General features: G+C 35.1%; 25 protein-coding genes and 1 pseudogene. 15 read left to right on the top strand and 11 right to left on the bottom strand.

Features of this window, described 5'->3' with window-relative positions; translation table 11 throughout:
* Position 1: 1 nt before the first annotated feature.
* Complete coding sequence (locus tag BN55_RS02075) at positions 2–409, top strand: type II toxin-antitoxin system death-on-curing family toxin (RefSeq protein WP_008469992.1); 408 nt, start codon at positions 2–4, stop codon at positions 407–409.
* A gap of 520 nt (positions 410–929) precedes the next feature.
* Here the strand turns inward: BN55_RS02075 and BN55_RS02070 are convergent.
* The gene (locus BN55_RS02070) at positions 930–1,826 is read right to left on the bottom strand and encodes an Abi family protein (RefSeq protein WP_008469991.1); all 897 of its coding nucleotides are present in this window, start codon (positions 1,824–1,826) and stop codon (positions 930–932) included.
* Positions 1,827–2,035: 209 nt separating this feature from the next.
* Between BN55_RS02070 and BN55_RS02065 the strand changes: the two are divergent.
* Positions 2,036–2,445: pseudogene (locus tag BN55_RS02065) on the top strand (YjdF family protein).
* A 33-nt stretch (positions 2,446–2,478) separates the two neighbouring features.
* On the opposite strand, the gene BN55_RS02060 reads toward BN55_RS02065, so the two are convergent.
* Positions 2,479–2,997 carry a GNAT family N-acetyltransferase gene (locus BN55_RS02060; protein ID WP_008469986.1) on the bottom strand — a complete coding sequence of 173 codons (519 nt, stop codon included), beginning with the start codon at positions 2,995–2,997 and terminating at the stop codon, positions 2,479–2,481.
* A 166-nt stretch (positions 2,998–3,163) separates the two neighbouring features.
* Here BN55_RS02060 and BN55_RS02055 point away from each other — a divergent pair, with 166 nt between their 5' ends.
* Entirely contained in the window at positions 3,164–4,312 is a 1,149-nt protein-coding gene (locus BN55_RS02055; protein WP_236699157.1) for a YncE family protein, read from the top strand.
* 154 nt (positions 4,313–4,466) lie between these two features.
* On the opposite strand, the gene frc is transcribed toward BN55_RS02055, so the two are convergent.
* The 7 genes from frc to BN55_RS02020 all read right to left on the bottom strand — a co-directional run bounded on the left by frc (position 4,467) and on the right by BN55_RS02020 (position 13,423).
* Positions 4,467–5,825, bottom strand: coding sequence for a formyl-CoA transferase (gene frc / locus BN55_RS02050; protein ID WP_008469984.1), 1,359 nt, complete (start codon positions 5,823–5,825; stop codon positions 4,467–4,469).
* Positions 5,826–5,830: 5 nt separating this feature from the next.
* Positions 5,831–7,567: an oxalyl-CoA decarboxylase gene (gene oxc, locus BN55_RS02045; protein ID WP_008469983.1), complete on the bottom strand. Its 1,737-nt coding sequence runs from the start codon at positions 7,565–7,567 to the stop codon at positions 5,831–5,833.
* 140 nt (positions 7,568–7,707) lie between these two features.
* Positions 7,708–7,896, bottom strand: coding sequence for a GNAT family protein (locus BN55_RS02040; protein WP_008469982.1), 189 nt, complete (start codon positions 7,894–7,896; stop codon positions 7,708–7,710).
* 212 nt (positions 7,897–8,108) lie between these two features.
* Positions 8,109–8,630 (bottom strand): hypothetical protein, encoded by a 522-nt coding sequence (locus BN55_RS02035; protein WP_008469980.1) that lies wholly within the window; start codon positions 8,628–8,630, stop codon positions 8,109–8,111.
* Positions 8,631–8,721: 91 nt separating this feature from the next.
* On the bottom strand, positions 8,722–9,036 hold the full coding sequence (locus BN55_RS02030) for a hypothetical protein (protein WP_008469979.1): 315 nt from the start codon (positions 9,034–9,036) through the stop codon (positions 8,722–8,724).
* A 171-nt stretch (positions 9,037–9,207) separates the two neighbouring features.
* Complete coding sequence (locus tag BN55_RS02025; RefSeq protein ID WP_008469977.1) at positions 9,208–11,859, bottom strand: cation-translocating P-type ATPase; 2,652 nt, start codon at positions 11,857–11,859, stop codon at positions 9,208–9,210.
* A gap of 148 nt (positions 11,860–12,007) precedes the next feature.
* Positions 12,008–13,423, bottom strand: a complete 1,416-nt coding sequence (locus tag BN55_RS02020; protein WP_008469975.1) for a C69 family dipeptidase — start codon at positions 13,421–13,423, stop codon at positions 12,008–12,010.
* A gap of 339 nt (positions 13,424–13,762) precedes the next feature.
* Between BN55_RS02020 and trpX the strand changes: the two genes are divergently transcribed.
* The 11 genes from trpX (at position 13,763) to alr (ending at position 23,768) form a co-directional block, all read left to right on the top strand.
* On the top strand, positions 13,763–14,755 hold the full coding sequence (gene trpX, locus BN55_RS02015; RefSeq protein WP_008469972.1) for a tryptophan ABC transporter substrate-binding protein: 993 nt from the start codon (positions 13,763–13,765) through the stop codon (positions 14,753–14,755).
* Positions 14,752–15,651, top strand: a complete 900-nt coding sequence (locus BN55_RS02010) for an ABC transporter permease (protein ID WP_008469970.1) — start codon at positions 14,752–14,754, stop codon at positions 15,649–15,651. The genes trpX and BN55_RS02010 overlap by 4 nt, the downstream gene beginning before the upstream one ends.
* Positions 15,644–16,405 carry an ABC transporter ATP-binding protein gene (locus BN55_RS02005; protein ID WP_008469968.1) on the top strand — a complete coding sequence of 254 codons (762 nt, stop codon included), beginning with the start codon at positions 15,644–15,646 and terminating at the stop codon, positions 16,403–16,405. The genes BN55_RS02010 and BN55_RS02005 overlap by 8 nt, the downstream gene beginning before the upstream one ends.
* Positions 16,406–16,431: 26 nt before the next feature.
* Positions 16,432–18,033, top strand: a complete 1,602-nt coding sequence (locus BN55_RS02000) for an APC family permease (protein WP_008469967.1) — start codon at positions 16,432–16,434, stop codon at positions 18,031–18,033.
* A gap of 158 nt (positions 18,034–18,191) precedes the next feature.
* A complete protein-coding gene (locus tag BN55_RS10365; protein WP_236699158.1) occupies positions 18,192–18,266 on the top strand; it encodes a helix-turn-helix domain-containing protein in 75 nt (24 codons plus the stop codon).
* A gap of 31 nt (positions 18,267–18,297) precedes the next feature.
* Positions 18,298–18,804: a Sialic acid-specific 9-O-acetylesterase gene (locus tag BN55_RS01995; protein ID WP_008469966.1), complete on the top strand. Its 507-nt coding sequence runs from the start codon at positions 18,298–18,300 to the stop codon at positions 18,802–18,804.
* Positions 18,805–18,948: 144 nt separating this feature from the next.
* Entirely contained in the window at positions 18,949–19,200 is a 252-nt protein-coding gene (locus BN55_RS01990) for a type B 50S ribosomal protein L31 (RefSeq protein ID WP_008469965.1), read from the top strand.
* 161 nt (positions 19,201–19,361) lie between these two features.
* Complete coding sequence (locus tag BN55_RS01985) at positions 19,362–20,729, top strand: UDP-N-acetylmuramoyl-tripeptide--D-alanyl-D-alanine ligase (RefSeq protein ID WP_008469964.1); 1,368 nt, start codon at positions 19,362–19,364, stop codon at positions 20,727–20,729.
* Between the two features lie 15 nt (positions 20,730–20,744).
* Entirely contained in the window at positions 20,745–22,214 is a 1,470-nt protein-coding gene (gene cshA / locus BN55_RS01980; RefSeq protein WP_008469963.1) for a degradosome RNA helicase CshA, read from the top strand.
* A 52-nt stretch (positions 22,215–22,266) separates the two neighbouring features.
* The gene (gene acpS / locus BN55_RS01975; RefSeq protein WP_008469962.1) at positions 22,267–22,626 is read left to right on the top strand and encodes a holo-ACP synthase; all 360 of its coding nucleotides are present in this window, start codon (positions 22,267–22,269) and stop codon (positions 22,624–22,626) included.
* A 5-nt stretch (positions 22,627–22,631) separates the two neighbouring features.
* The gene (alr, locus tag BN55_RS01970; RefSeq protein WP_008469960.1) at positions 22,632–23,768 is read left to right on the top strand and encodes an alanine racemase; all 1,137 of its coding nucleotides are present in this window, start codon (positions 22,632–22,634) and stop codon (positions 23,766–23,768) included.
* Positions 23,769–23,829: 61 nt separating this feature from the next.
* On the opposite strand, the gene cbpA is transcribed toward alr, so the two are convergent.
* Both cbpA and BN55_RS01960 read right to left on the bottom strand, forming a co-directional pair.
* Positions 23,830–24,513: a cyclic di-AMP binding protein CbpA gene (gene cbpA, locus BN55_RS01965; protein ID WP_008469959.1), complete on the bottom strand. Its 684-nt coding sequence runs from the start codon at positions 24,511–24,513 to the stop codon at positions 23,830–23,832.
* 187 nt (positions 24,514–24,700) lie between these two features.
* A complete protein-coding gene (locus BN55_RS01960) occupies positions 24,701–25,672 on the bottom strand; it encodes an L-lactate dehydrogenase (protein ID WP_008469958.1) in 972 nt (323 codons plus the stop codon).
* 142 nt (positions 25,673–25,814) lie between these two features.
* On the opposite strand from BN55_RS01960, the gene pth reads away from it, so the two are divergent.
* Positions 25,815–26,372 carry an aminoacyl-tRNA hydrolase gene (gene pth / locus BN55_RS01955; protein WP_008469957.1) on the top strand — a complete coding sequence of 186 codons (558 nt, stop codon included), beginning with the start codon at positions 25,815–25,817 and terminating at the stop codon, positions 26,370–26,372.

Raw genomic sequence — 26,372 nt, 5'->3', positions numbered from 1 at the left:
AATGGAATATAGATATTTATCTTCTAGCGATTTGATATATGTTAACAAAAGAGTTCTAGAATTTACTGGCGAAAAGCAAGAAGTTATTCAATACCCCGAAGGATTAAGTGTAATTATTGAACAGCCACAAATGGTTCTTTTTGGACATGAATTATATCCAAGTTTATGGTTAAAAGCTGCTTTTATTTTGCAAAAAAGTACTAAAAAACATATTTTTACGGATGGAAATAAGAGAACAGCATATGTGATAACGAAATTATTTTTAAAATTAAATGGATATGGTTTAAAAGTTTCAAAATCTCAAGGTATCGCATTAATGCTGAGTGTAACTACAAGTGCAGATTCAGAAGAGATGATGCAAAAAGTAGCAGTATTTTTGGAGAAAAATAGTGTAAGGAGTAATAAGTAAATTATTTATGGTTTAAGAAGTATGATTACTGAGTATTTGAAGAAGATAGTAAAAATCAATTTATAAAAAAGGTTCAGCATAATAAACTACTAATGAAATTTTTTGTAAAAGAAGACGAATAAGTCAAAAAGCTCGCAATTGATTTTGCGAACTATTAGTTTACAATTTTAAAATCTCTAAAAAATAATCATCTTTTTTACGTAATTAATATACGAATAGGCAAAATGAAAGAAGAAAAAATGGTTTCGTTGGTGAAAAAAGGTGATGAGCAACCTGTAGAAAATGGTTTTCGGGAAGTTCGCTCATAAGATTCAGCCGTAATTTACAAATATGCTAGATTAGAAGGAATTGAGAATGCCTAATTTTTTTAGTACATTAGGTTGTCAGATTTACTTTTGGTTAAATGGAATACAAAAAAGCCCCAACTATTGTTGGAGCTTTTTTCTATAACCAATCTTAACTATTGTCTTAATTAGCTAACGGTCTAACCGTTATTTCCTCGTTCACTATATTAGACTTTTCAGCTTAGATAGTCAATTAGTTTAGCAAGAATTGATATAAAAGTATTAATCTTCTGATTTTCAGAATACCATTCATTATGTCGATTAAATCTATTTAGAAGTCGTTTTCCTTCTCTTACTCTATGCTCTGCCAATTTAGAGCTTTGAATCTTTCGATGAAGATAAAAAGTAGAAATCAAATCATTTATTTTCAAATCAGTAATGTATTCTTTGGAGATATTCATCTTTTCTCCAATAGACATAACTGGTGCAGATGGATGACGTAAAAATTCTTTATCCGAGAAAAGGTTTATTAAAAATGGATCACTATGTGCACATGCGTTCCTAATGTTTTTACAAAACTTTAAGTGAGCGTGAATTTGTCTAAGATTCTTAGTTTTATATTTTTTATAGTAAAAATCAGTGAATAATGATAAAACACCGAAAGAAGAAATTTCCATAAATACCCAAATTGGCATATTTGAATGATACTTTTTATATAAATCATGTAAATATCTATTTTTATTTAGCTGAGTTAAAGTGTGTTCGTATTGTGCAGGATATTTATTTTTAAATTCTTGGACTATTGAATAGCCATCTTCTGTTGAATTGTTAGAGATGTTAGTAATGATAAATGTTTTAATACCATGTTCTATATCTAATGTAAGTTCTAAAAGGTATTCTCTTAATTGCGCATCGATAGCAGCTAAATCTGTTAAATATGCAAAGTCTAAATTGATATATTTTTCATCATTATCTTTAGCAAAATTTTTTCTATAAGAGGTTAACTTGAAATAGTAATTAGTTGTATCTAACATGTGTTGAGCTTCAGCAGTATCCATGTAACTAAATGTTATACCTTTAGACTTAAGATGCTGTATGAGCTCTGTAGTTGTACACATTCTTTTTCTTGGCATAATATAACCTCAATTTCGTTTATTTTATATCATTATATCAAAACGTAAGTTCGAGTAATATAGCAGTATGTTATACTTTTTTATAAGAAAAGTAAAAACACAATTCGGTTGGTAGTCCGAATGTATAGTTTATAACTTTATATCAGTAACCTTCCCCCCCCCTTAGGATGTCCGTCTTTCCTAATAAGTTTTATTAGGAGGAACGCATTATGATTAAAGGTGAATTGACTATTATTTTTGATGATCCGTTTTATAAAGCAATTTTTGAACGGATTGATGGCGCTAATTATGAAGTAGCACAGGTTAATTTAGGAGCATCCCTGCCACATATGTCAGAGATACTTAAGCTAGTAAACTTTCAGTATTCGAAACTGCATTTTTATCAAACTACAGTGAAGAAAAGATTCATCCTGTTAATCCTAAGAGAGCACAAAGATTGGCTCATAAGGCTACAAAAAAGAAAAATATTGGTACCAAAGCTCAACAAGCATTGAAAAAGCAGTTTGAGCAGTCAAAGATAGCCAAGAAAAAGGCAAATAAGGATAGGAAACGAGAAGAACAAGAAGGACGTTTCTTACAAAAACGAACTAAACGCCGAGAAAAGCATCGCGGTCATTAATGCAAAAAAGCTCGCAATTAACTTTGCGGGCTTTTACTTACAATCTCGATAAAAATAGATATCTGCTTTTCCTTCTTGAGCAGTTCCACAATAATCGCGATTATTAAAACCACCAATTTCAAATTTATTATTTAAATAAAAAAGACAAGCTGATAGATTATTATCTTGAGCGATTGTGTAAATTCCTTGTAAGTTTAGCTGTTTTGCTTCGCTTAAGCCGGCTTCAATTAATCGACTACCGATATGACGCCTTCGGTAATCTATATCAATTTTTAGATCATCTAAGTATAAGTAATTGAACATAGATTTACTAAAAATAGCTAGTCCGATGCAGTGGTTATTATCATAGGCACCAATATAAATTAAATTTGGATCATGTTGGTAATTCTCATTTGGAAAACATTGTTGAAATGTTTTAGCAAACTTATGAATTTTGTAATCCCATTTTTCATTATTAAGACTTGGAATTAATTTACCCCAAATTTTGAATGGTTGATTGGGTAAGTTAATATCATTTTTATTATTTGCAGTTATTTTTTTGATTTCGATCATAATTAATTAAACCTTATATTTATTTGAAATGTTTACGCCAATTGTAAAATCAAATCAAATTAAACCCTTTAGATTCTAGCATGAATCAGCATATTAAAATGATAGTTAGCAAAGAATATTTTAGAATAGATAATAAAGACTATTAAACTAAAGTGAGGGATATTGGGTGTTAAATAAAAATATATCCAAAAAGTTATATTATTGGATTATTTCAATGATCATTTTAGCCTTATGTGTAATATTTTTTATGCTTTGGACTAATTATAAAAAGAAAGAAGTGCCCCATCATTCCTCTATAAAATCGCAGCCCGCATTAGTTGACAATACTAGTACTCGTCCCGCATCTTATTCTACTAAGGACTTCAAATCAGTACTATTTGAAACTTATCCTGATGTCTATAAAAATTTAAATTTTAAACAAAAACCGACTTTTTATGTGATTCCGGGACTAATTCAATCGGCTGCTATTAAATATACTTCGCCTAATCAAGGTCAGCCTGGAATAGCATATGACATGGATCCACAAGGATTGGCCATCATTCATCACAAATATTTGATTATTTCAGCCTATAGTAAAAGTAAAACATTTGATTCAGTTCTTTGGATGTTAGATTTTAAAACTGGACGTTTTATAAAAACTATCGCTCTGAATAATATTGATCATGTGGGTGGCATTACCTATGATGATGATCATGATCGACTATGGGTTGCAACAATTAATCAATATCAACGTGCTCAGGTTCAATCTTTGAGTTTAAAGGAATTGGAGAAATATAATATCAAAAAACAAAAAAGACCTATAAAATTTAAACATGGAACTAATCTAGCAGCACCTTTAAGAACATCTTATTTGACATATCATAAAAGTAAAATCTATGTAGGATATTTTGATAAAATTCATGGTGGTCAGCTTTTTGGCTATAGATTAAACAAAAAGGGCTTATTTAAGAAAGACAAGTATGAAAATGATTTAGCTATTCCGGAGGAAAATTGGTCAACATATTCTCAAATACAAGGTATCAGTTTTGATAGAAACGATATTTTATTATCTGAGTCATACGGCGATTTCAATTCTCAGCTGCTAGTTTTTAGAAATAAGTTGAACAAGCCAAACTATAATCTTGATTTAAATCAAGCAGATAAGACTATTATTTTGCCGCCATATTTAGAGCAGATTATTGGTAAAGATGGGGAAATCTATCTATTATTTGAATCTGCAACAGCTTTGTATCGTCAAAATCCTAACTTAGTCCACATGGATCGGGTTATTAAGTTAAAAGTTAAATATAAGGATGGGATAATTTCCGAAAAATAGTAGGATGTGTAACAAATTATTGTAATGACATATCTTTATTAATATTTGAAAATGAATGACATACTAAAAAAACAGTTAGAAATTAATCCAATGCCTTCACTTAATGACATTGGAAATTAATCTAACTGTTTTTTGCACAAAATTTAACTCGTAATTATTGCTCTTTCCCATCAATAATTACTTTAGTGCGCGGATTCTTTGGCCCTTTAGCTTTAGAAATAACGCCTTTATTAACAAGATCTTCGATTTGATCAGGATCATAGCCCAATTTAGATAAAATTTCTTTGTTGTTTTCGCCTAAATCTGGAGCCTTATCATAAACTGGCTTGTAGTTTGAAAGAGTAAATGGCAAACCAATAGTCTTAAAGTTGCCACGATTGCCACCTTGATTAATAGTGACGATGGAACCATCTTTATTTAAGTCAGGATCGTTTTCAAGTTCATGCCAGTCAAGAATAGGACCAACAGGAACACCAGCAGCACCAAGTTCTTTAGTTAGAGTGTATTTATCGTATTGCTTAGTATATTCTTCGATTAGTGGGTAAAGTTCTTCTTTGTGTAATTGACGGTGTTGCCAATCAACGAATCTTGGATCAGTTTCCCATTCTGGGTGACCCATTGCTTCACATAGCTTGTCCCATTTCTTGTTTTCGTTTTGAACAACAATGTAAACGTAAGCGTTTGGATCAGTTTCCCAGCCTTTTGCCTTGTAAGTCCAGCCAATAACTTGACCGCCTTCAGTGTTTTCTGAGCGAGGAATTGCCTTACCCCACTTCCAGTCAGGGTAAACAGCATAGTGAGGAAGAGCACCTAAGTTATCTAACATGATTTGGTCACGTAATTTAATACGGCAAAGATTCAATACTGCATCTTGCATTGATTGGTAAACAAAAGTACCTTCACCAGTATGTTCACGTTGAAGTAGCGCTGCTAAAATACCGATTGCTAAGTGCATCCCTGAGTTTGAATCACCTAACGCAGCAGCTGACTGAGTAGGAACATTATCTTTTCCTTTGTTCCAACCAGTAGCAGAGGCAGCCCCACCAGCAGATTGAGCAACTGGTTCAAAGGCTTTAACGTTTTCAAAACGTGAACCTTGGTTGAAGCCCTTTAATGAAGCATAAATTAATCTAGGATTTAATTCGTGAAGTTTATCCCAGCCGAACCCATTTCTATCAGCTGAACCAGGAGCAATGTTTTCTACGAATACGTCGGCTTTCTTAATTAAGTCGTACATAATCTTTTTACCTTCTGGAGCCTTGATATCAACAGTTAAAGACTTCTTGTTTGCGTTTAATTGTAAGAAGTAAAGACTCCAAGAATCTTTAATATCAAGCAATTCGTTTCTAGTTGGGTCACCGGTATTAGTACGTTCAATTTTTATAACTTCAGCACCTAACCATGCTAAAAGTTGTGTACATGAAGGACCAGATTGTACTTGAGTCCAGTCGATGACTTTAATTCCTTTTAGTGGAGCATATTCATTTTGCTCATTTTTTTCATTTTCGCTCATTTTAATTACTCCTTTTCGCTTTTCTCTTTTTCTGCTTCTTCAAGAGGTTTTAAGTTTAATGTTGGGTTTAAATTACCAATATGTCCAGATTCCTTACCCATTGATGGATCAATTTGAACATTGATAATGTTGGGACGACCAGATTCAACAGCTGTAGTAAAAGTATCTTTCATTTCTTGATAATTAGTAACGTAGTAATTGTCACCGCCAAATGCCTTAGCAATTAAATCGTATCTAGCAGTTGGATCAAGAGTAGTTGGACCTAATTGATTAGGAACAACATTTTCAACACCGTTGTAAATACCACCATTGTTAATAACTACAACAGTAATTGGGAGGTTGTAGCGACACATTGTTTCAACATCCATACCATCAAAACCAAAAGCACTATCACCATCTAAAGCAACAACATGCTTGTCAGTTTCAATAGCAGTTGCGATAGCATAACCCATGCCAACGCCCATGACTCCCCAAGTACCAGTATCAAGTCTATGACGAGGAAGTTTCATACCGATCATGTCACGACCAATATCAAGTGTATTAGCACCTTCACTTACCAGGTAGGTATCAGGATGTTCTTGGAAGTAGTCATTAATTGGTTCAATAGCTCCGTAGTAACCGAATTTTGGATTAGTTTCGCCGGCTTTAATTCTCTTAGCAAACTTAGCATCATTCTTGGCAGTATCTTGAGCAATTGCATCAAGCCAGTCAGAAGGGGTTTTATATCCAGTTGCAGTAAGAGCTGGAACTAATTTGTTTAAGGTAGAGGTTAAGTCACCTTGAAGTGGGGCAGAGATCTTTTGTGCAGAATCAAATTGAGTTGCATCAATATCTAATTGAATGAATTTAGCATCTGGGTTGAATTGTGGTGCGTTCCCGTATGAAAGCATCCAGTTTAATCTAGCACCAATTAGAATAACAACGTCGGCACCCTTTAATGATAATGAACGAGCTGCAGATGCAGAGTGCTTATCGTCATCAGGCACAACACCTTTAGCCATGGACATTGGCAAAAATGGAATATCAGTCTGGTTAATTAATTCTTGAACTTGTTTTTCAGTTCTATCATAAGCAGCACCTTTACCAAGAATGATTAAAGGTTTCTTAGCTTGTTTTATGATGTCAACGGCACGATTAATTGCCTCATCGCTTGGCTGCTGTAATGGAGCAGGGTCAACTAACCTGTAAACACCCATGTTCTTTTCACCAAGATCATTATTAAGTTGAGCAATAGTGTCAGCTGGTAAGTCAAGATAAACCCCACCTGGTCTACCCGAAACGGCTGTGCGAATAGCACGTGCAACTGCAATTCCCACGTCTTGAGCTCTATCAATACGATAAGCTTTCTTGCAAAATGGTTTAGCAGTATTATATTGATCTAATCCTTCATAGTCACCTTGAGACAAGTCAATAATGTGACGTTCTGAAGATCCTGAAATCATAATTAATGGGAAGCAATTCTTAGTAGCTTGTGCTAAAGCTGTTAGTCCATTCAAAAAACCTGGAGCAGATACAGTCATAGCTACACCAGGTTTTTTAGTTAAAAATCCAGCAGCAGCAGCTGCATCTACAGCTGAGTCTTCACGACGAAAGCCATAATATTTCATACCTTTCAATTCAGCTAGTCTTGCTAAATCGGTGATTGGAATTCCTACAACTCCATATAAATTGTTAATCCCATTTGCTTGCAGTGCGTCAATTAATAAACTGGCACCGGTTCTATTTAAAGAGTCATCTACCATAACAAAACCTCCATGGTAATGATAAATCTTGCTATTGTTCAAAAGCGCTATTCCAAATAAAGATGCGTTCAAGTTATTTATAAGCTTTTTTAAATTTGTAAGCAAGAAAAAGAGATGGGAGATGAAATGGAGAAATTACTCTAATAAAGCAAAACCATATTTAAAATTGGGTAAGGGTTACCTTGATCGTCAAGGGGCGAGCGGGAGACTACCTCAAATCCCATATGTTCATAAAATCCCTTAGCTGCAGGATTCTGTTCGTTAACAGCTAATTGACCAACATGGTATTGGATAAGTGAGCAACTTTTTGCTAACGCGTTTAGTGGCATTCACAAATAACATTTCCAACAAGGAAATTATGAGTTGCAGTTACTGAGCTTTCCCAAGTAGTAAGAAGTTGTTTCATTTCGATGTCATTGATTATAGTTAATTCTTTAAGTTCCATTGATATTTAATCTCTTTCATTTTATTTTTTAGTGCAGCAGGTTTATAAATCTATGAAAATTAAAAAATGCCTAGATTTTTTTCCAGACATTTTTTCTTATTTGGTTAACTTGTGTACTTTATGAGCTAAGACCATTTCTTTATTGCGGTCTTCATAGATGACGTCTTTGACATAATTCCAAGGTGCTTTTAAGTAGCCTTTATTGTTCTTGCGGAAAAGAAAATCAGCATGATTATTTTCTAAGTGGCGCAAATATCTTTTCGCATTTTGAACTTGAGTATGATGTTTTAAATTCAATCGTGGCTCAAAGTCAATAATCTTATGATCTGCGTTAAAGATCGGTCTAACCTTGTGGTGCCAGTGATGAGGACTAGCCACGTGGCGACTAACTTTTTTACCGGCCTCAACGATATTTTCTTTGGTGGCTAAACTATTCTGATCTTTTTCTTTAAATTCTGCATGCGGATCTAGATAATAGTTTCCTAAACCATCTTGACGATAAAGTCGAATCTTCTTGAATGATTTGTTCTTCTTATCCATCTTTACTTCAATGACGTCACCATTTTTATGGTTCATTAAGTACATGTGATGTTTTCTAGTGTAGTTTATACGCTTCATGATCAGAAATTCACCCCTTATTTTGTAACTATACGCCGTACTATTATAGACATATTTTTATTCAATGCCAAGGTAAAGAGTTTGAATTTTATTAATTAAATAAAGCTTTATCTAATGCCTTGCTAAACTTATCTTTTTGCAGAATTGTCGTTAGATAATAAACAATCGCTTGATCTTTTTCAAGAGTAAAGGCGATACGAACGGAGCCGATTTTTCCTAAATTTAAACGCATTTCATAGCAAGAAAGACCATTAACTTTATTTCTAGTTGCTAGTTTAACTTTTTTCATATTCGTTTTGATTTCAACAGCAATTGCTTTTTCGATTTTTCTTTTTGCTTCTTCAAAGTTATGAGGATATTTTTTAAAGAAAGCCTTACAACCCTTATTAGAAAAAGTTACATTCATTGATATTTCACGCTCTCTTTAGTTTCTATTTTAATGAAGAAGTTTTGAAAAGGCTAAAGAAGTTACAAAAAATTGAGTTTCCTCGTAGCAATAAATTATATTTGGAAAATAAGTAAATAAAAACCACCTCAGGTCTGTTTTCTAGTCTGAGGTGGTTAGCATTTTTTATCCTTAGTCGATGACTATCTTTTGTTTTAATCGCATTCTTTTTTGTATCTTTCCTAATTCCACATGAATCATAGAAAAGCTAGCTAAAGCTAAAATAGTTAGCCAATTAAAAAGACTAAGTGAAGTTAGGTGAAAGAGAGTTTGCAATTGTAGTGTAAATAAAATTATTCCCATAAAAATGGTGGAAATTAAAGACGAAATAATTAACCATGGATTTTGCAAAAGACTGCTTTTGCTTATGGCCTCAACATTGGAATGCAGGCTAAAGCTACGTAAAATTTGACACAATGCTAAAACTGCAAACGCCATTGTTTGCCCGGTAGCGTAATTTTGCATTGAGCCAATCCCGAAGGCGCTTAAGGTTAGGAAGGCCACAAAAATACCTTGAGAAAGAATCTGCTTAACATAGTCTTTTTCAAATAAAGTACCTGATTTTACAGGTTTAAACTGCATGATATTTTTTGTAGCTGGATCTACGCCTAAAGCTAAAGCAGGCAAAGTAGCAGTAGCTAAGTTTACCCAAAGGATATGGAGGGCGAGCAGCGGTGCATCCCAATTAAAAATGGTAGCTATTGTTAATGATAAAATTTCAGCAATATTTCCAACTAATAAGAAATGGATTATTTTTTGAATATTGCGATAAACGCGTCTACCTTCTTTAATAGCACTAACAATAGTACTAAAGCTATCATCAAGCAAGATCATATCTGAAGCTTGCTTAGCAACATCTGTCCCGTTTTTTCCCATAGCAATTCCGATATGGGCTGCTTTTAAAGCTGGTGAATCGTTGACGCCGTCTCCAGTCATTGCGACGACTTCTTGGCTACGTTTTAAACTTTCAATGATTCGTAATTTATCACTTGGCGATACTCGTGCAAAAACTGTGATCTTTTTAGCTGCTTTATCTAGCTCTAAATCAGTCATCTTGTTTAGTTCTTGACCAGAAATTGCTAAATCGCCATCTTGAAAAATATGTAATTTCTTCGCAATAGCAATGGCTGTTAATTTGTGATCGCCAGTAATCATGATTGTTTTAATACCAGCTTTTTGGCAGGTTTTTACAGCATCGAAAGCCTCAAGTCGAGGTGGATCGATAAGCCCAACGATTCCGATGAAAGTTAAGTTTTGTTCTAATTTGTAGTCTTTAGGATAATCAGATAAGGCACGCTTAGCAAAACCTAGAACGCGCAATGCTTTATTAGCCATTAGTTCATTTAATGCTAAAATTTGCGCTTTTTTATCTGCAGTTAATTCAATTTCTTGATTGTCAATTAAGATTTTGTCGCAACGAGAAAGTAGTTCATCAAGCGCTCCTTTGGTATAAGCAACTTTTTGTTTATTAACTTGATGGACTGTTGTCATAAGTTTGCGTTTTGAATCAAATGGCTTTTCGCCAATCCGCCGATATTGTTTTCTAAGTTTTGCCAGATCAAGTTTTAATTGCTTGGTTAAGCTTAAAAGTGCAGCTTCAGTAGGATCGCCAATTATTTTTTCATGCTGATTATCAAAGCTAGCATCATTACATAAGCTTGCTGCAAGCGCTAGTTCTTTACTAGCAGTATTTTGTTTTAATTTATCGATACTTTGCAAAGTTTGACGGGAAAAATCATGGTCGACTGCTAGGTGCGTGAGGGTCATCTTATTTTGCGTTAAAGTACCAGTTTTATCACTGCAAATTACTGTAGCATTGCCTAAGGTTTCTACTGCTGGTAATTTTTTGATCAAGGCATTTTGTTTAGCCATACGCTTAACAGATAGGGCCATGACAATACTTGCACTAGCAGGTAAACCTTCTGGAATGATTGAAATAGCTAAAGAAATAGCTACTAAAAATTGCGGTAAAATTGGTCTGCCATAAACAATTCCAATTCCCAATATTGCAAAACAGACGATCAAGCCAATCACAGTTAATATTTTGCCAACGCTATTTAGTTTCTTCTTTAACGGTGTTTCAATATTATCTTGGTTATCAAGTAAGCGAGCAATTTTACCAACTTGGGTATCCATACCGCTAGCAACTACAATTCCTTTAGCGCGACCATTAGTGACAGTTGATGAAGCAAAAGCCATGTTTATTTGGTCTGCTAGAGCGCTATCTTGAGTCAAAAGCATGTCAGCTTTTTTATCTACTGCCATTGCTTCACCAGTTAATGGCGCTTCTTGGACTTGCAAATTTGCACTTTCAATTAATCTAAGATCAGCTGGCACCATGTCGCCTTGTCTTAATTCAACAATATCGCCAATTACTAACTCTCTTGCTGGAATTATTTGCAAATGCTTGCGAAGAACTCTTGCTTGTGGAGCAGCAATATTTTTTAAAGCATCAAGTGAACTTTGTGCCTTTTTTTCTTGAATAATACCAATTAGGGCATTTACAACAATAATTAAAAAAATGACGACGGATTCGACCCATTCATTTAATAAAGCGCTAGTAACGCTAGCCGCAAATAATATAAAAATCATGGGATCCCAGATTTGCTCTTTGAGCAGTGCCGATAACGATTTAGGTGGATGCTGTTTTAATTCGTTATAGCCTAAAGCTTTTAAACGCTTTTTAGCTTCTGTTTGGCTTAAGCCGGTTTGACTTGAGTTTAAATTTTGATAAGCTGCAGCGATTTCTTGGCTATGCCACAGCTGTGACCTGTGATTATCCATAAAGGATATATCACTCCTTTCTTATTCTTGAGATAATTTTTATTATATTTAAAACTATACAAACTTGCAAAAATATATGCTTATAAAAAGAAACTACCAGTTTGAAATTATCAAAACTAGTAGTTTCTTTTTGTTATTTGACTGAATATTAGTCTAATAAGTCATATTTTAAGGTCATTAAACTGTGGCCCTCATTGACCATGTTTCCTAATAATTCAACAGTATTATTGTAGACAGTGTTAGCCATCTTTTGATTTGCTTCATTAAGTTTATCTTGAAGTTCATCGCCAGAATAATTTTCAGCTTCTTTGTCAGTTTCATGTTGGATCTTGTGGCATTGAGCCAAGCTCTTTTGCTCAAAGTCAGCTTCTAGTTCGCCGTAAACGCGGAAATTTGTGTCACCCAATTGAGCAGTTAATTTATTTAGCCAAAAAATCTTATTTAAATCAAATTTAGGTCCAGTTTGAAAACTAGCTGGAGTAGTAGTGATATTAGTGTAAAATGGCACCATACTATTAAAGGTATTTGGTCCAAATGCTAACCATTGAACGCCAGCAATTTTTTCTGGAACATCATTTCTAATTTGTAAAATGTGAGTTTCAAAGTTTCTGTTAATACCAATTGGACGAAAAGTCTTTTTTTGTTCAGGTGTACCTTGATCACCGTAAGCGTCGAAAGGAGTGTCTTGGTAGTGAGAACTTTCAGCCCACTTAATATCTTCAATACTGATTTTACGGTTTGCATGGCAGATAAATGGTTGGTCTTGGTCGCTAGGATCGCCACCAAAATCAGGATCAAAGAAGTTGTGGATATACCAAGCACGTGGATTATTGTAGTGAGCGTCTTTGATAGTTGATGAACCAAAAATATGACGCAAATTATAGCCGTTAAGATCAGGATTTAAATGATATTCTGCAATTAAATTTTCTAAATCTTGACTTGCAATAAAGTCTGGATCGTCAAATTTGAATTCATCAATGTTCAAACGGTTAGGGGCGATAACATATGCATCATCAGGGATGCGACGCGCAGCCCAGTGATGACCACCGATAGTTTCTAAATACCAAATTTCATCTTTATCGCAAAAGGCCATCCCGTTCATTTCGTAAGTGCCGTATTTTTCTAATAAGTAACCTACGCGCATAACGCCTTCGCGAGCATTGTGGATATAAGGTAAAGTTAAAGTAACAAAATCTTCCTCACCTAACCCGCCTTCTTCAAGTAATGGATCGATTCCTTGGATGCGAGAATTGGTTGTAATTGTTTCGGTAGCGGTCATGGCTACGTTGTCTGAATTAATACCAGCAGCAGCCCAGATACCATTTTTACCAGATGCATCAGGGGCGCTAGTATAACGAAGTGGATTTTCTAAAAGATCGGCATCGTCAATTTTTTGGTGGCTGATGACGCTTTCGTAATGTTTAGGTTGATCGCCTGGCATAACTACATCAAAGCGTTCAGGAATAATAGTGCGTCCGCCGTCTTCACTACGAGCAATCATAGTTGAGCCATCGATAGTTGCTTTTTTACCAACTAAAATTGTGGTACATTCGGTTTGTTTCATAAATTATGTGGTCCTTTCTTAAATTCTATATCTACATTGTATGAAAAAATTAGCATTTATGCCAAAAAAGTTTGACAGATAAAAAAACTCTATTTATACTTATGGTAATAATTTTTTAGGAGTAGTAATTATGAATACACAAGCTTTCTTTGTTAATAAACGTTGGCCTAGCCGGTAATCAGGTTGTGAGCAGTAGATACAACCTGAAGTTTTCAGATTGTATCTGTGCCGGTTGTGTATTTTGGTGTGACCTGCATGGAAGAAACATGTAGGTCTTTTTCTTTAAACAAGCTAGTAGGGACCTTCATGCAGGTCCCTATTTTTGTTTGGAGGAAAAATATGAAGCGAATGTACGGCTTAATTGCGATAATTGCAATTTTTTTAGCAGTTGCATTTTTTAAAGAGGATCAAAATCAAAAAAGCCAGTCAAAAATTCCTGAAGTAGGTGTTTTAACACTAATGCACCACCCATCTTTAGATGAAATTTACGATGGCTTTTTAGATGGATTAAAGCAAAAAGGCTATCGTAATGGTCAAAATATAAAAATCGATTATCAAAATGCCAACAACGATCAAAGTAATTTACGGACAATGGCGACTCGGTTAATTGATAATCACAGTAAAGTGTTAGTTGGAATTACAACTCCAGCAGGGCAAGCTCTAGCAAATGCCACAAGCGATATTCCGATTGTACTAGGTGCAGTGACGGATCCAAAAGCTAGCGGTTTAGTTAAAAATCTTAAACATCCCAATTCTAACGTCACGGGAGTATCTGATGCAGCGCCAATTAAACAGCAGCTACATTTAATCAAAGAATTTATGCCTGATTTAAAGACTTTAGGGGTAATTTACACTTCTAGTGATATGTCAGCAGTTTCTGGTTTTCACGAAATTGAACATGAATGTAAAAAGCAGCATATTCATTTAAAGGCTTTTTCAATTGCCAACAGCAACGACTTAAATCAAGTTTCCGAGCAAATGTTTAGTCAAGTAGACGCAGTTATTGTGCCGACTGATAATACGATTGCTGGAGCAATTCAAACTTTAGTTAAAAATGCTAATGCAGCTGGTAAGCCTATTTTTCCAGCGGCAGCTAATATGGTTAAGCAAGGCGGTTTAGCTACCTATAGCGTCAATCAATATGAATTAGGAAAATTAACAGCAGATATGACGGTCGATATTTTACATGGTAGAAAGGTTAGCTCACTTGCAATTAAACGGGTTCAAAAAGGTCAACCTGTGGTAAATCTCAAGCAAGCACGAAAGTTAAATATCCATGTTCCAGAAAACTTTATGCAGCAATGTGAAAAGCAAGGAGTGATTTATCGATGAATTTAATAGTTTCAGCTATTGGGCAAGGTTTATTATGGGCACTTTTAGGCTTAGGGCTGTACTTAACTTTTAGAATTTTGAATTTTGCGGATATGACTGTGGAAGGAACATTTCCTTTAGGAGCTGCAGTTGCTGTATCTTGTATTTCACAAAAAATGGATCCAGGTTTAGCCACTATCATTGCACTAGCCAGCGGGATGCTAGCTGGCTTAATTACAGGCCTTCTTTATACAAAGGGAAAAATCCCCATTTTATTAGCGGGAATTTTGACCATGACAGCAATTTATTCGATTAATTTGCGCATAATGGGCGGATCAAATGTTTCTTTATTAGGCAAAAAGACTTTGTTTTCGAATCCATTTTTGAGAAGCATGCCGCAATATTTTGATAGCGTTGCGTTAGGGCTTTTGATTGTTGCAGTTATTACTTTATTATTGGTATTTTTCTTAAATACGGATTATGGACAAGCATTTATTGCAACAGGCGATAATCCAATTATGGCCAGATCGCTTGGTGTTCACACTGATTCTATGGTAATTGTTGGCTTAATGCTTTCTAACGGTATTGTGGCTTTATGTGGCGCATTGATAGCGCAAAATAATGGTTATGCTGATATTAATATGGGAATTGGGACGATTGTTATTGCTTTAGCTTCCATAATTATTGGCGAAGTAGCGTTTGGCGAATTAACATTAAATCAGCGTTTAGTGGCCGTTAGCGTCGGGAGTATTATTTATCGTTTGATTTTATTGGCAGTTTTGCAACTAGGTTTTTCTGCTAATGATTTGAACCTAATTTCATCAATTGTTTTAGCAATTTGTATGATGCTTCCGCAACTGGAAAAAGTGCTAGATATTAAAAGACCGATTATGAAGGGAATAAAAAAGCATGACTGAACCGATTTTAGAGCTTAAAGATGTCAAAACTACGGTTAAGAGCGCAGATGGACAAGTGATTCCGATTTTAAAAGGTATTAACTTAAAGATTAACGTTGGCGATTTTATTACAATTATCGGAACTAATGGTGCTGGTAAATCTACTTTATTAAGCACAATTGCTGGCAATCTGCGCCCGTCTAGTGGCAGTATTATGCATAATGGCGCAGACATTACTAAATGGAATGAAGAAAAAAGAACGCAATTTATTGCCAGAGTCTTTCAAGATCCAAAACTTGGGACAGCTCCCAGAATGACAGTGGCTGAAAATTTATTGCTAGCAACTAAGCGAGGGATGCGTAAGCCGCTTACTTTGCGAAAATTAAAGCCGAAAATTCCTGAATTTATTGAACTAGCCAAGAGCATGAATAATGGCTTAGAAAATAGGATGAATACTTTTGTATCAGGACTTTCCGGCGGTCAAAGACAGGCTTTAAGCTTTTTAATGGCCACAATTAAAAGACCAGATATCTTACTTTTGGATGAACATACGGCTGCACTAGATCCGCATACTAGCCAAAATTTGTTAAATGTTACTGATCAAAAGATAAAGCAAGATCATTTAACAGCTTTAATGATTACCCACCATATGGAAGATGCCTTAAAGTATGGTAATCGCTTGTTAGTATTAAAAGATGGAAAAGTAAAAGCAGATATTAATCAAGAAGAAAAGGAAAAGCTACAAGTTTCTGATTTATATAACTTTTTTGAATAAAAATAGTTAATGTGAGGAATGTGAGAGTGAAGAAAAATAAAGTTCATAAAATTAGTTTATTTTCAGCAGTAATGCTGGCGCTTAACTCATTGATTGGTTCAGGCTGGTTGTTTGGCTCAGGATCTGCAGCAAGAATTGCAGGTCCGGCGGCAATTTTGTCCTGGATTATCGGGGCTGTCATCATTATTGCAATTGCTTTGACTTACGTAGAATTGGGAACTAGTTTTCCGGAAAGCGGCGGAATGAGTAAGTATGCTCAATATAGCCACGGCCCATTACTTGGATTTATTGCAGCATGGGCTAATTGGATTTCGCTTGTTACGCTAGTTCCAATGGAAGCAGTAGCAGCTGTGCAATATATGTCTTCTTGGCCATGGAGTTGGGCTAATTGGACTAAACATTTTATGCGCAATGGCAATATTACGACGCAAGGTTTGGCAGTTGTCTTTTTGTTTATGTTAATTTTTACTTTGATTAATTTTTGGTCGGTAAAGATTATGACGCACTTTACGAATTTGATTTCTGTTTTTAAAGTTTTGTTGCCTAGTTTAACTATCGTCATGCTGATTATTTCAGGCTTTCATCCAAGCAATTTTGGCACTGATTTTCATAGCTTTATGCCTTATGGAAGTCGGGCAATTTTTGAAGCAGCTAGTGGTGCTGGCATTATTATGTCTTATGATGCCTTTCAAACTGTCATTAATATTGGAGGAGAGTTAGATAATCCGCGCAAAAATATTATTCGTGGGGTAATGATTTCAATGCTGGTTACTGCAGCGATTTATGTTTTGCTCCAAGTGGCTTTTATTGGTGCAGTTGATCCAAGTATGATTGCAAGTAAAGGCTGGCACGGAATTAACTTTAGTTCACCGTTTGCGGATATTGCCATTTTGTTAGGAATTAATTGGTTGGTAGTTTTGCTTTACATAGATGCATTTGTGTCACCATTTGGAACAGGAGTAGCTTTTGTGGCAACAGCATCTCGTGCTTTAGCTGCAATGACGCACAATAAGCACTTACCAGCGTGGCTTGGAAGAATAAATCGTCGTTATTTAGTACCGCGTTTTGCTATGATAGCCGACTTGGTTTTGGCCATGATTTTAGTTAGCGTGTTTAGAAATTGGAACTTACTTGCAACAGTTATTACAGCGGCTACATTAATTGCATATTTAACTGGCCCCGTTACTGTGATGTCGCTTAGAAAAATAGCACCTAATTTAGAGCGGCCATATCATCCAAATTACATGAAGTTGTTAGCCCCAATTACGTTTATTTTGACGAGTTTAGCAATTTATTGGACGATGTGGCCAACGACAATTCAAGTGATTTTTGTAATTGCCTTAGGAATTCCGATTTATCTCTATTACGAAATTAAGTTTAAACAAAAAACGTTTAAACAAGAGCTTAAACATGCAGCTTGGCTTATTGTATATTTGATTCTTATGTCGATTATGTCTTATTTAGGCAGCGTTGGCTTTGGTGGCATTAACTTGATTCAATATCCTTGGGACTTTGTTGTGATTGCCATTATTTCGTTTATTATTTATCGTTATGCCTTAGCTAGTTCTTTAAGAAAAATCGATGCTGAATTAATTGCGATTAATCAAAAAGTTAGGGAAGAAAAATAGGTTTCAAAAGTATCAGTTATTATTTTTCATGATAGCATAAATTTGATATGACAAATTTAGAATGAAGATGAGTAAATGAAAGAAACGCCTAAATATTTATTAATTGCTCAGCGTTTGAGGAGTTAATCACTTCAGGCGAATATAAACCTAATGACCAATTGCCAAAAGAGTACGACTTAGCTAATTCTTACAATGTGAGTCGGATTACAATTCGAACTGCCGCTGTTAATTAATACCTGGCGTACTGAATTAAGAGATTCATCTTTGCCTGTTAAAATTATTCAACTTCCTGGATATAGCGATTATCCTAAAGACTCAGCTGCTTTAATTAGACAGGTGCAATTAAAGATATCACTTCAAATACCTAATACAGACTTAGTTTCATTTGTGGATGGCGGAGAAGAACATAATATTCATCCAACTCATAAAAAGAAAATGGGATTGAGACTAGGAAGAATCATTAGTGGAGGCGATTATGCCGGAACTCCATTTGTGAAAAAGCTTAGTTATACACATGGTGAATTAAAAATTGAAATTACTCGTTGTGAGGAGCTCAATCTATGTGGAAAAGCAGTGTTAAAACTCAAGTTTAAGCCTGGTACAAAAGAACTAGAAATTAAGAATGATAATTTGAAGAAGAATTGTTTGTATATCTCCCTCAAGACAAAGGATTTACTTCAAGTTTCTTATGGCTATCAAAATTATCCACAAGATATTGGACTTTACAATGAATTAGGCTATCCACTTTCGCCTTTTAAGATAGATATTTAAATTTTAAAATAAGTAATTTAAGGCAAGTTTAACCGGGAAGATAATATAAAAACTCCTTGAAATTAGTGACTGAAGGTGCTATTCTTAATTAGTCATATTAATCTATGATCTGAAAGACTGATCATGGCAAAGGAGATTAAAATTATGAAACAAGGCATTCATCCAGATTACCAAGAAGTTGTTTTCATGGACTCAGCAACTGGTGCTAAGTTCTTAGCTGGTTCAACTTTGAAGCCAACTGAAACAATTGATTACGAAGGTAAGACTTACCCATTAGTTCGTGTTGAAATTTCATCAGATTCACACCCATTCTACACTGGTAAGCAAAAATTTGCTCAAGCAGATGGACGTATCGAAAAATTCAACAAGAAGTACGGTATTTCTTCAAAGAACTAATATTTCTTGGTTTCTACCAAAAGAGCAGTTCCGTGTGGGGCTGCTCTTTTTTAACGTTTTGCCTTAAAATATGACGATCGATTGAAAAGCTCAATTTGGCTTACGACTATAAAGTAAGTATAATAGGCTATATGCAATTTTGATTGGGAGTAATAGAATTTATGAAAATGCAACTCGCAGAGATCGCTAGTGCTCTTAATAGCGATTTAAGTAAAGGCGAAGATACTGTTATTACATCAGTTGTTTTTGATTCTAGAAAGGCGACTGATAATTCTTTATTTGTTCCATTAGCAGGACAAAGAGATGGACATGAATTTGTAGCTAATGCGATTAGTCATGGAGCAAAGGCTACTTTGTGGAAGAAAGGCCATCCAAATAAGCCTGAGTCAATTCCAGTAATTGAAGTAGATGATCCACTTACTGCTTTGCAAGATTTGGCTCAATATTATTTGAACAAGGTAAACCCAACTGTTGTGGGAATTACTGGTTCAAATGGTAAAACTACCACCAAGGATATGATTGCAGCAGTATTATCCAAACGCTTCAATGTTCATAAGACTCAAGCTAATTTCAATAACGAAATTGGTGTTCCTGTAACTATTTTAGAGATGAAGCCATCTACTGAAATTTTAGTTTTGGAAATGGGAATGGATCGTCCAGGTCAACTTCATCATTTAAGTAGTTTAGTTAAGCCAGATGTTTGCGTGATTACCATGATTGGTGAGGCACACATCGAATTCTTTGGGACACGCGATAAGATTGCCGACGCCAAGATGGAAATTACTGATTTTCTTAAAGCAGATGGTAAATTTATCTATAATGGCGATGAACCACTTTTAGCTGAACGTGCTAAAAAGATTAAGCAAAGTAAATCAACTTTTGGCTTTGAAGAAGATGATACTGTCTATGCTACTGAGTGGAAGTCTTACATGCACCATGCGTCATTTAAGATTAATAATTCAGATGAAAAATTTACCATTCCAATGATTGGTAAGCACAATGTTTCTAACGCAATGGCTGCAATTAGCGTAGGACGTCATTTCCATGAAAGCGATGAAGAAATCGCTCAAGCCTTAAGTAAATTTACCCCTACGGCAAATAGAATGCAGTGGAAAAAAGGCGATGTTGGCGAAGCGATTATGGATGATGTTTATAATTCAAACCCAACAGCTGCCAAAGCAGTACTTACTTCTTTTGGCCAAGTAAAAATTAAAGAAGGTGGCCGCAGAATTGCTGTTTTAGGAGATATGCTCGAATTGGGCGATGCTGCACCACAATTGCACGCAAGCTTAGCTAGTGCACTTGATCCAACAATTATTGATGAAGTATATCTTTACGGCCCAGAAATGAAAAATTTAGCTGATGCTTTAACTACTAAGTACAGCAAAAATAATATTCATTATTATCCACAAGAAAGTATGGATAGAATGATTGAAGATTTGAAGAATGACATTAAGCAAGACGATATTGTGATGCTTAAAGGATCTCATGGCATGCATCTAGAAAAAGTTCTAGATCGTCTGCTTTAGGAAGGAATTAGATATTTGAAATTTTCAGAATTAGGCTTAAAGCCAGAGATTTTAAAGGCAATTAAGCGTGCTGGTTTTGAAGAAGCTACTCCAATTCAGGCTCAAACAATCCCTTTGGCATTAAAGGGTGATGATGTAATTGGACAAGCTCAAACTGGTACAGGAAAAACTGCTGCTTTTGGTTTGCCAATTTTACAAAATTTAGATAAGCAGCATGATTCAATCCAAGCGATTGTTATTGAACCTACGCGTGAATTAGCTATTCAAACTCAAGAAGAATTGTTTAGACTAGGACGTGACGAAAAAGCTCGTGTTCAAGTAGTTTATGGCGGAGCTGATATTAGACGTCAAATTCATGCTTTAAAACAAACTCCTGCTATTTTAGTAGGTACGCCAGGTCGTTTGCTTGACCACTTGAAGCGCAAGACAATTGATATTTCTCAAGTTAAAACAATTGTTTTAGATGAAGCCGATGAAATGCTTGACATGGGCTTTATTCAAGATATTGAAAGTATTTTGAAATACGCTTCAAGTAAGCATCAAACACTTTTATTTTCTGCAACAATGCCTAAGCCAATTATGCATATTAGTGAAAAATTTATGCATGATCCAGAGATTGTTCAAATTAAGGGTAAAGAATTAACTGCTAACTTAATCGATCAATACTTTGTACGCGCTAAAGAAAATGAAAAGTTTGATATTTTATGTCGCTTAATTGATGTTCAAAATCCGGATTTAGCAGTAGTGTTTGGTAGAACTAAACGTAGAGTTGATGAATTAACTCGTGGCTTGCAAGCACGTGGCTATAATGCTGCTGGAATTCATGGGGACTTATCTCAAAACAAGCGTATGAGCGTACTTAAGAGATTTCGTAAAGGAAAGCTCGATATTTTAGTTGCTACTGATGTGGCAGCTCGTGGATTAGATATTTCAGGCGTAAGTCACGTTTACAACTATGATATTCCGCAAGATCCCGACTCTTACGTTCACCGGATCGGTAGAACTGGTCGTGCTGGTAAAAACGGTATGTCCGTTACCTTTGTAACGCCAAATGAAATTGGCTATATGAGAACGATTGAAAATCTAACTCATAAAAAGATGATGCCACTTCGTCCACCTTCTGATGAAGAGGCTTTCAAAGGCCAATTGAGCGCTGCAAATAAAAAGGTACAGGAGCTTTTAGATGGTGATTTGAGTAAGTATACTGAAGGTGCTGCAAAGCTCTTAGATGACTATTCTGCTGTTGATTTAGTTGCGGCATTACTCAAGGATCTATCAAAAGATGCTGATAGCGTAAAAGTTAAGATTACGCCAGAAAAACCATTGCCATACAAGGCAAAACGCGATTATTCACACTCACGCTCAAGACGAAACTTTAAACATAATGGTGATCGCAATAGTAAATATCGTCGTCGACCAAATTCTAAGCGCGGCAGTCGTCATAACAACAAAAATCATGATTTCGTGATTAAGAAAAAAGATTAATAAAAAAGACGCCATTTGGCGTCTTTTTGTTTAAAAGGGAAAATGACAAAAAATGATTAGAGGAATTGGAATTGATATTTTAGATTTAGAGAGAGTTAAAAAATTACAAGAAAAATTAGGAGATCGTTTTGCTAAAAGAGTCTTAACTTCAAATGAGTTTAAGCAGTATAAGGAATATACCAGACAACGTCAAATTGAATATCTAGGCGGTCGTTTTTCTTGCAAAGAATCTTTTTCAAAGGCATATGGAACAGGATTGGGAAGAGAAGTGGGCTTTAAAGATATAGAAATTTTGCAAGATGAAATAGGGCATCCCATTATGACGTCTACTAAATTTAGTGGTAAAATTTTTGTTAGCATTTCACATGAAAAAAAATATGTGGTAACGCAAGTCTTGTTAGAGGAAGGTTAATTTTAATGATACCTGCAATTCACAGGCCAGCACAAATAAATGTTGACTTAGATGCAATTAGACAAAATGTTCAAAATGAAATGAAGAACTTAGATCAAGACCAACAGCTTTGGGCGGTAGTTAAAGCTAATGCTTATGGTCACGGAGCAATTGCTGTGGCAAATACGGCTTTAAGAGCTGGAGCAACTGGCTTTTGTGTAGCAACTTTAGATGAGGCGCTAGAATTAAGAAGGTACGGTATCCCTAAGCCGATTTTGGTGTTAGGTATAGTTCCTGAAAAATGGGCAGTTTTAGCTAGTCAAAAAGATATTTCATTAACAGTCGGAAGTTTATCTTGGCTTGAAAAGGCACAATCTTATTTAACTAGTGAAAATTCAAAGCTAAAAATTCATCTAGGCATTGACTCAGGTATGGGAAGAATTGGTTTTAGCGAAGACGATGAATTTGTCAAAGCTAATGAATTTTTAAAAGATAATCCTAATTTTGAAGTTGAGGGGATGTTTACCCACTTTTCAAAAGCAGATTCTGCAGATACTTCATATTTTGAATACCAAGTAAAGCGATTCAATCATATGAAAGACTTGCTTACTATTAAACCTAAGTACATCCATGTGGATAATAGTGCTGCAAGTATTTTTAAACGACCTGTAAAAAGTGATATTGTCCGCTATGGGATTGCAATGTATGGTCTTAATCCGTCATCTGCGCCTAATAACAAGGATCTTGCTTCCCAAGTTAGTTTAAAACCTGCCATGACCTTTACTTCTGAATTAACTTTTGTAAAGCAAATTCATTCAGGCTATGGAGTAGGATATGGCGTAACTTATCAAGCCGATTCTGATCAATGGATTGGCACAATTCCTGTGGGTTATGCAGATGGCTGGCAACGTTCGATGCAGGGACTTGAGATCAAGGTGGGCGATACTTATTGTCCAATTGTCGGACGTGTATGTATGGATCAATGTATGGTTTTATTACCTAAAGAAATGCCAGTGGGTACCAAGGTAGAACTTATTTCGGATAATCCACAAGCTCCTAACTTTATTAAGCGGGTGGCTGATCGTGCTAATACAATTCATTATGAAATTGCATGTCTTTTAAGTGATCGTTTGCCTCGCGTTTATAAAGAAGCAAAATTTTAGAAAAAAGAACTACTCAGTAATTTTAAAACTGAGTAGTTCTTTTAATTAGCTTTTGAAACGATTAATCTGCTAAGAATTCGCCCGGCTTTTCATCGCTTCTGATTGTCATTCCTGATTGAAGGTCTTCAATTTCAGCAACAACAAAACCTTTCTTTTCTAGCTTTCTGACGATAGTTTCCATAGTATCGCGCGATACACCAACTGGTAAAGTGAAAAGGTTACGTCTTACTAATTCGCCAGTTTTTACGTCTAAAGTTAAGCATCCAGCAATATTAGTATACTTAGAAATGATCTTTGACATTCTTACCAAATTACCACGATCATTGTCAGATAAGACGGTTAAAACATAAGATCCATTGTTGATGTTCCAAGCGTCTGAAAGCATATCTAATAAACGAGAGTGGGTTAAAATTCCGTAGAAGTGATTTTGTTCATCTAAGACTGCAATGTAAGGTAAGTCCTTGATGTTGAAGAAAACTCGGAAGAATGGTGAATCTACCTTGATGGTCTTAGTTGCATTTTTAAGTAAATAGGTAACAGGTAAATTCATATCTCCGCCTTGAGATTTATGACGGTAGATATGCATCTTGTAGATATTTCCTCTAAAAATTGTGCCAGTATCATCTAAGATAGGAACACAACGAAAACCAGAGTCTTCAAGAATTTTAAGTGCTTCTGCAAGAGTAGCCTTTTCATTAACAGTTGTTAAATAATTCTTTTTATAAACCAGAGATTTAATAAGCATTAAGTGACGCCTCCGTAAATTGATAAATTTAATTGAAATTATACCATAAATAGCAAAATAAATTAAAGTATAATTAAATACCTGTAAAAAGTTTTAATTTAGCATGATCTCAAATCTATTCTATCAATTTAAAGGATAATAAAAAAGCATTTGTTTCCAAATGCTCTTTTAAAATTTAATTTTAAGATTATTGACGAACTTTTACGCCAGTTTCTTTGAAGGCTTTGTCCATAACTTCCTTCAATTGTTTTGCAGATGCTTCCATCTTAGCTTGTTCGTCAGCACTTAATGGCATTTCGATAACTTGTTCCAAACCGTGACGACCAACAACAGCTGGAGTACCAATGTGGAGATCGTGCAAGCCATATTCACCATCCATAGGAACGGAAAGTGGAAGAACTCTGTGTTCATTGTTCAAGATAGCCTTAGTAATGAATGCTAAAGCAGTACCGATGCCGTAGAAAGTGGCACCTTTCTTGTTGATGATGTCGTAAGCCATATCAGCAACTTCTTTATGAATAGCTTCAAGCTTGTTTTCGCCAACTTCTGGGTGAGCCTTTACCCAGTCACTAACTTTTACGCCACCAACGTTGTTGTAGCTCCATACTGGGAATTCAGTATCACCGTGTTCACCAAGCATGTATGCATTAACTGAACGTGGGTCAACATGTTCCATTTCACCGATAACTTTTTGAAGACGACCAGTATCAAGTGAAGTACCTGAACCGATAACGCGATCCTTAGGAAAGCCTGACATTCTCCAAGTTGCGTGAGTTAAAATATCAACAGGGTTAGCAGCAACTAAGAAGATACCTTTAAAGCCTGATTCAACGATTGGTTCAACAATTGAAGATAAGATCTTCAAGTTCTTGTTAACAAGGTCAAGACGAGTTTCACCTGGCTTTTGTGGAGCACCAGCAGAAATAACAACTAAGTCTGCGTCTTTAGCATCAGAATATTCAGCTGAGTAAATAGTCTTTGGTGCAATCCAAGGAGTAGCGTCAGCTAAGTCGATAGCGTCACCTTGCGTTCTTTCTTTAACGATATCAACGATACCTAATTCTTGGGCGATGCCTTGTTGTACTAATGAAAATGCGTAAGTAGAACCTACAGCACCGTCACCGACAAGAATAATCTTATGAATTTTTTCTTCTGTCATGTTAAATTCATCCTTCCACATTTAGTGATTTTTTTAACAATAAAGATTATATCATATCTAAAATGTATTTTTAAAGCAGAACAAATTACCTATGTGCTATAATCATCACGCTAACTAAACTAGTTTAAGGAGAAAAATGATAATGAAGTTAATTGCAGCTTTGGGTAATCCAGGACAAAAATATGAAAAAACTAAGCATAATACTGGTTTCATGGCTTTAGATCATTATTTAAAAGATAGTAATTTAACTCTTGATAAGGATAAATTTGAAGGATTTTGGACTAAGCAAAAAATTAATGGCAAAGATGTGATTTTTCTCGAACCGCAAACTTATATGAATGATTCGGGAAAATCAATTGCCCAAATAGCCAATTTCTTCAAAATTAAACCCGAAGATATACTGGTAATTCATGATGATATGGATATGCCAGTTGGTAAAATTAGAATTAGAAAAAATGGTAAATCAGGTGGTCATAATGGAATTAAAAGCATTATTGCTTGTTTAGGTACCACTGAATTTAATCGCTTAAAAATTGGAATTCAGCATCCTCAAAAACAAAGCGTAGTTTCATGGGTTTTGACTCCTTTTGCAGGAGAGCAGCAAAAACAAATGGACCAAGCATTTGAAACTAGCGAAAAGATTATTGAGGATTTTGTTAGTGGCAAAGATGCCCAGTATTTGATGAATCAATATAATTAA

The sequence above is a fragment of the Lactobacillus hominis DSM 23910 = CRBIP 24.179 genome, assembly GCF_000296835.1.
GTDB classification, from domain to species: Bacteria; Bacillota; Bacilli; order Lactobacillales; family Lactobacillaceae; genus Lactobacillus; species Lactobacillus hominis.
Note: the sequence above shows the minus strand (reverse complement) of the source record. Positions and strands in the feature narration are given on the sequence as shown.

Bases quoted from the DNA above. Each gene is read 5' to 3' on its own strand.
- BN55_RS02075 (WP_008469992.1), top strand. From the start codon at position 2: ATGGAATATAGATATTTATCTTCTAGCGATTTGATATATGTTAACAAA.
- BN55_RS02070 (WP_008469991.1), bottom strand. From the start codon at position 1,826: ATGCCAAGAAAAAGAATGTGTACAACTACAGAGCTCATACAGCATCTT.
- BN55_RS02060 (WP_008469986.1), bottom strand. From the start codon at position 2,997: ATGATCGAAATCAAAAAAATAACTGCAAATAATAAAAATGATATTAAC.
- frc (WP_008469984.1), bottom strand. From the start codon at position 5,825: ATGAGCGAAAATGAAAAAAATGAGCAAAATGAATATGCTCCACTAAAA.
- oxc (WP_008469983.1), bottom strand. From the start codon at position 7,567: ATGGTAGATGACTCTTTAAATAGAACCGGTGCCAGTTTATTAATTGAC.
- BN55_RS02040 (WP_008469982.1), bottom strand. From the start codon at position 7,896: ATGCCACTAAACGCGTTAGCAAAAAGTTGCTCACTTATCCAATACCAT.
- BN55_RS02035 (WP_008469980.1), bottom strand. From the start codon at position 8,630: ATGAAGCGTATAAACTACACTAGAAAACATCACATGTACTTAATGAAC.
- BN55_RS02030 (WP_008469979.1), bottom strand. From the start codon at position 9,036: ATGAATGTAACTTTTTCTAATAAGGGTTGTAAGGCTTTCTTTAAAAAA.
- BN55_RS02025 (WP_008469977.1), bottom strand. From the start codon at position 11,859: ATGGATAATCACAGGTCACAGCTGTGGCATAGCCAAGAAATCGCTGCA.
- BN55_RS02020 (WP_008469975.1), bottom strand. From the start codon at position 13,423: ATGAAACAAACCGAATGTACCACAATTTTAGTTGGTAAAAAAGCAACT.
- trpX (WP_008469972.1), top strand. From the start codon at position 13,763: ATGAAGCGAATGTACGGCTTAATTGCGATAATTGCAATTTTTTTAGCA.
- BN55_RS02010 (WP_008469970.1), top strand. From the start codon at position 14,752: ATGAATTTAATAGTTTCAGCTATTGGGCAAGGTTTATTATGGGCACTT.
- BN55_RS02005 (WP_008469968.1), top strand. From the start codon at position 15,644: ATGACTGAACCGATTTTAGAGCTTAAAGATGTCAAAACTACGGTTAAG.
- BN55_RS01990 (WP_008469965.1), top strand. From the start codon at position 18,949: ATGAAACAAGGCATTCATCCAGATTACCAAGAAGTTGTTTTCATGGAC.
- BN55_RS01985 (WP_008469964.1), top strand. From the start codon at position 19,362: ATGAAAATGCAACTCGCAGAGATCGCTAGTGCTCTTAATAGCGATTTA.
- acpS (WP_008469962.1), top strand. From the start codon at position 22,267: ATGATTAGAGGAATTGGAATTGATATTTTAGATTTAGAGAGAGTTAAA.
- alr (WP_008469960.1), top strand. From the start codon at position 22,632: ATGATACCTGCAATTCACAGGCCAGCACAAATAAATGTTGACTTAGAT.
- cbpA (WP_008469959.1), bottom strand. From the start codon at position 24,513: ATGCTTATTAAATCTCTGGTTTATAAAAAGAATTATTTAACAACTGTT.
- BN55_RS01960 (WP_008469958.1), bottom strand. From the start codon at position 25,672: ATGACAGAAGAAAAAATTCATAAGATTATTCTTGTCGGTGACGGTGCT.
- pth (WP_008469957.1), top strand. From the start codon at position 25,815: ATGAAGTTAATTGCAGCTTTGGGTAATCCAGGACAAAAATATGAAAAA.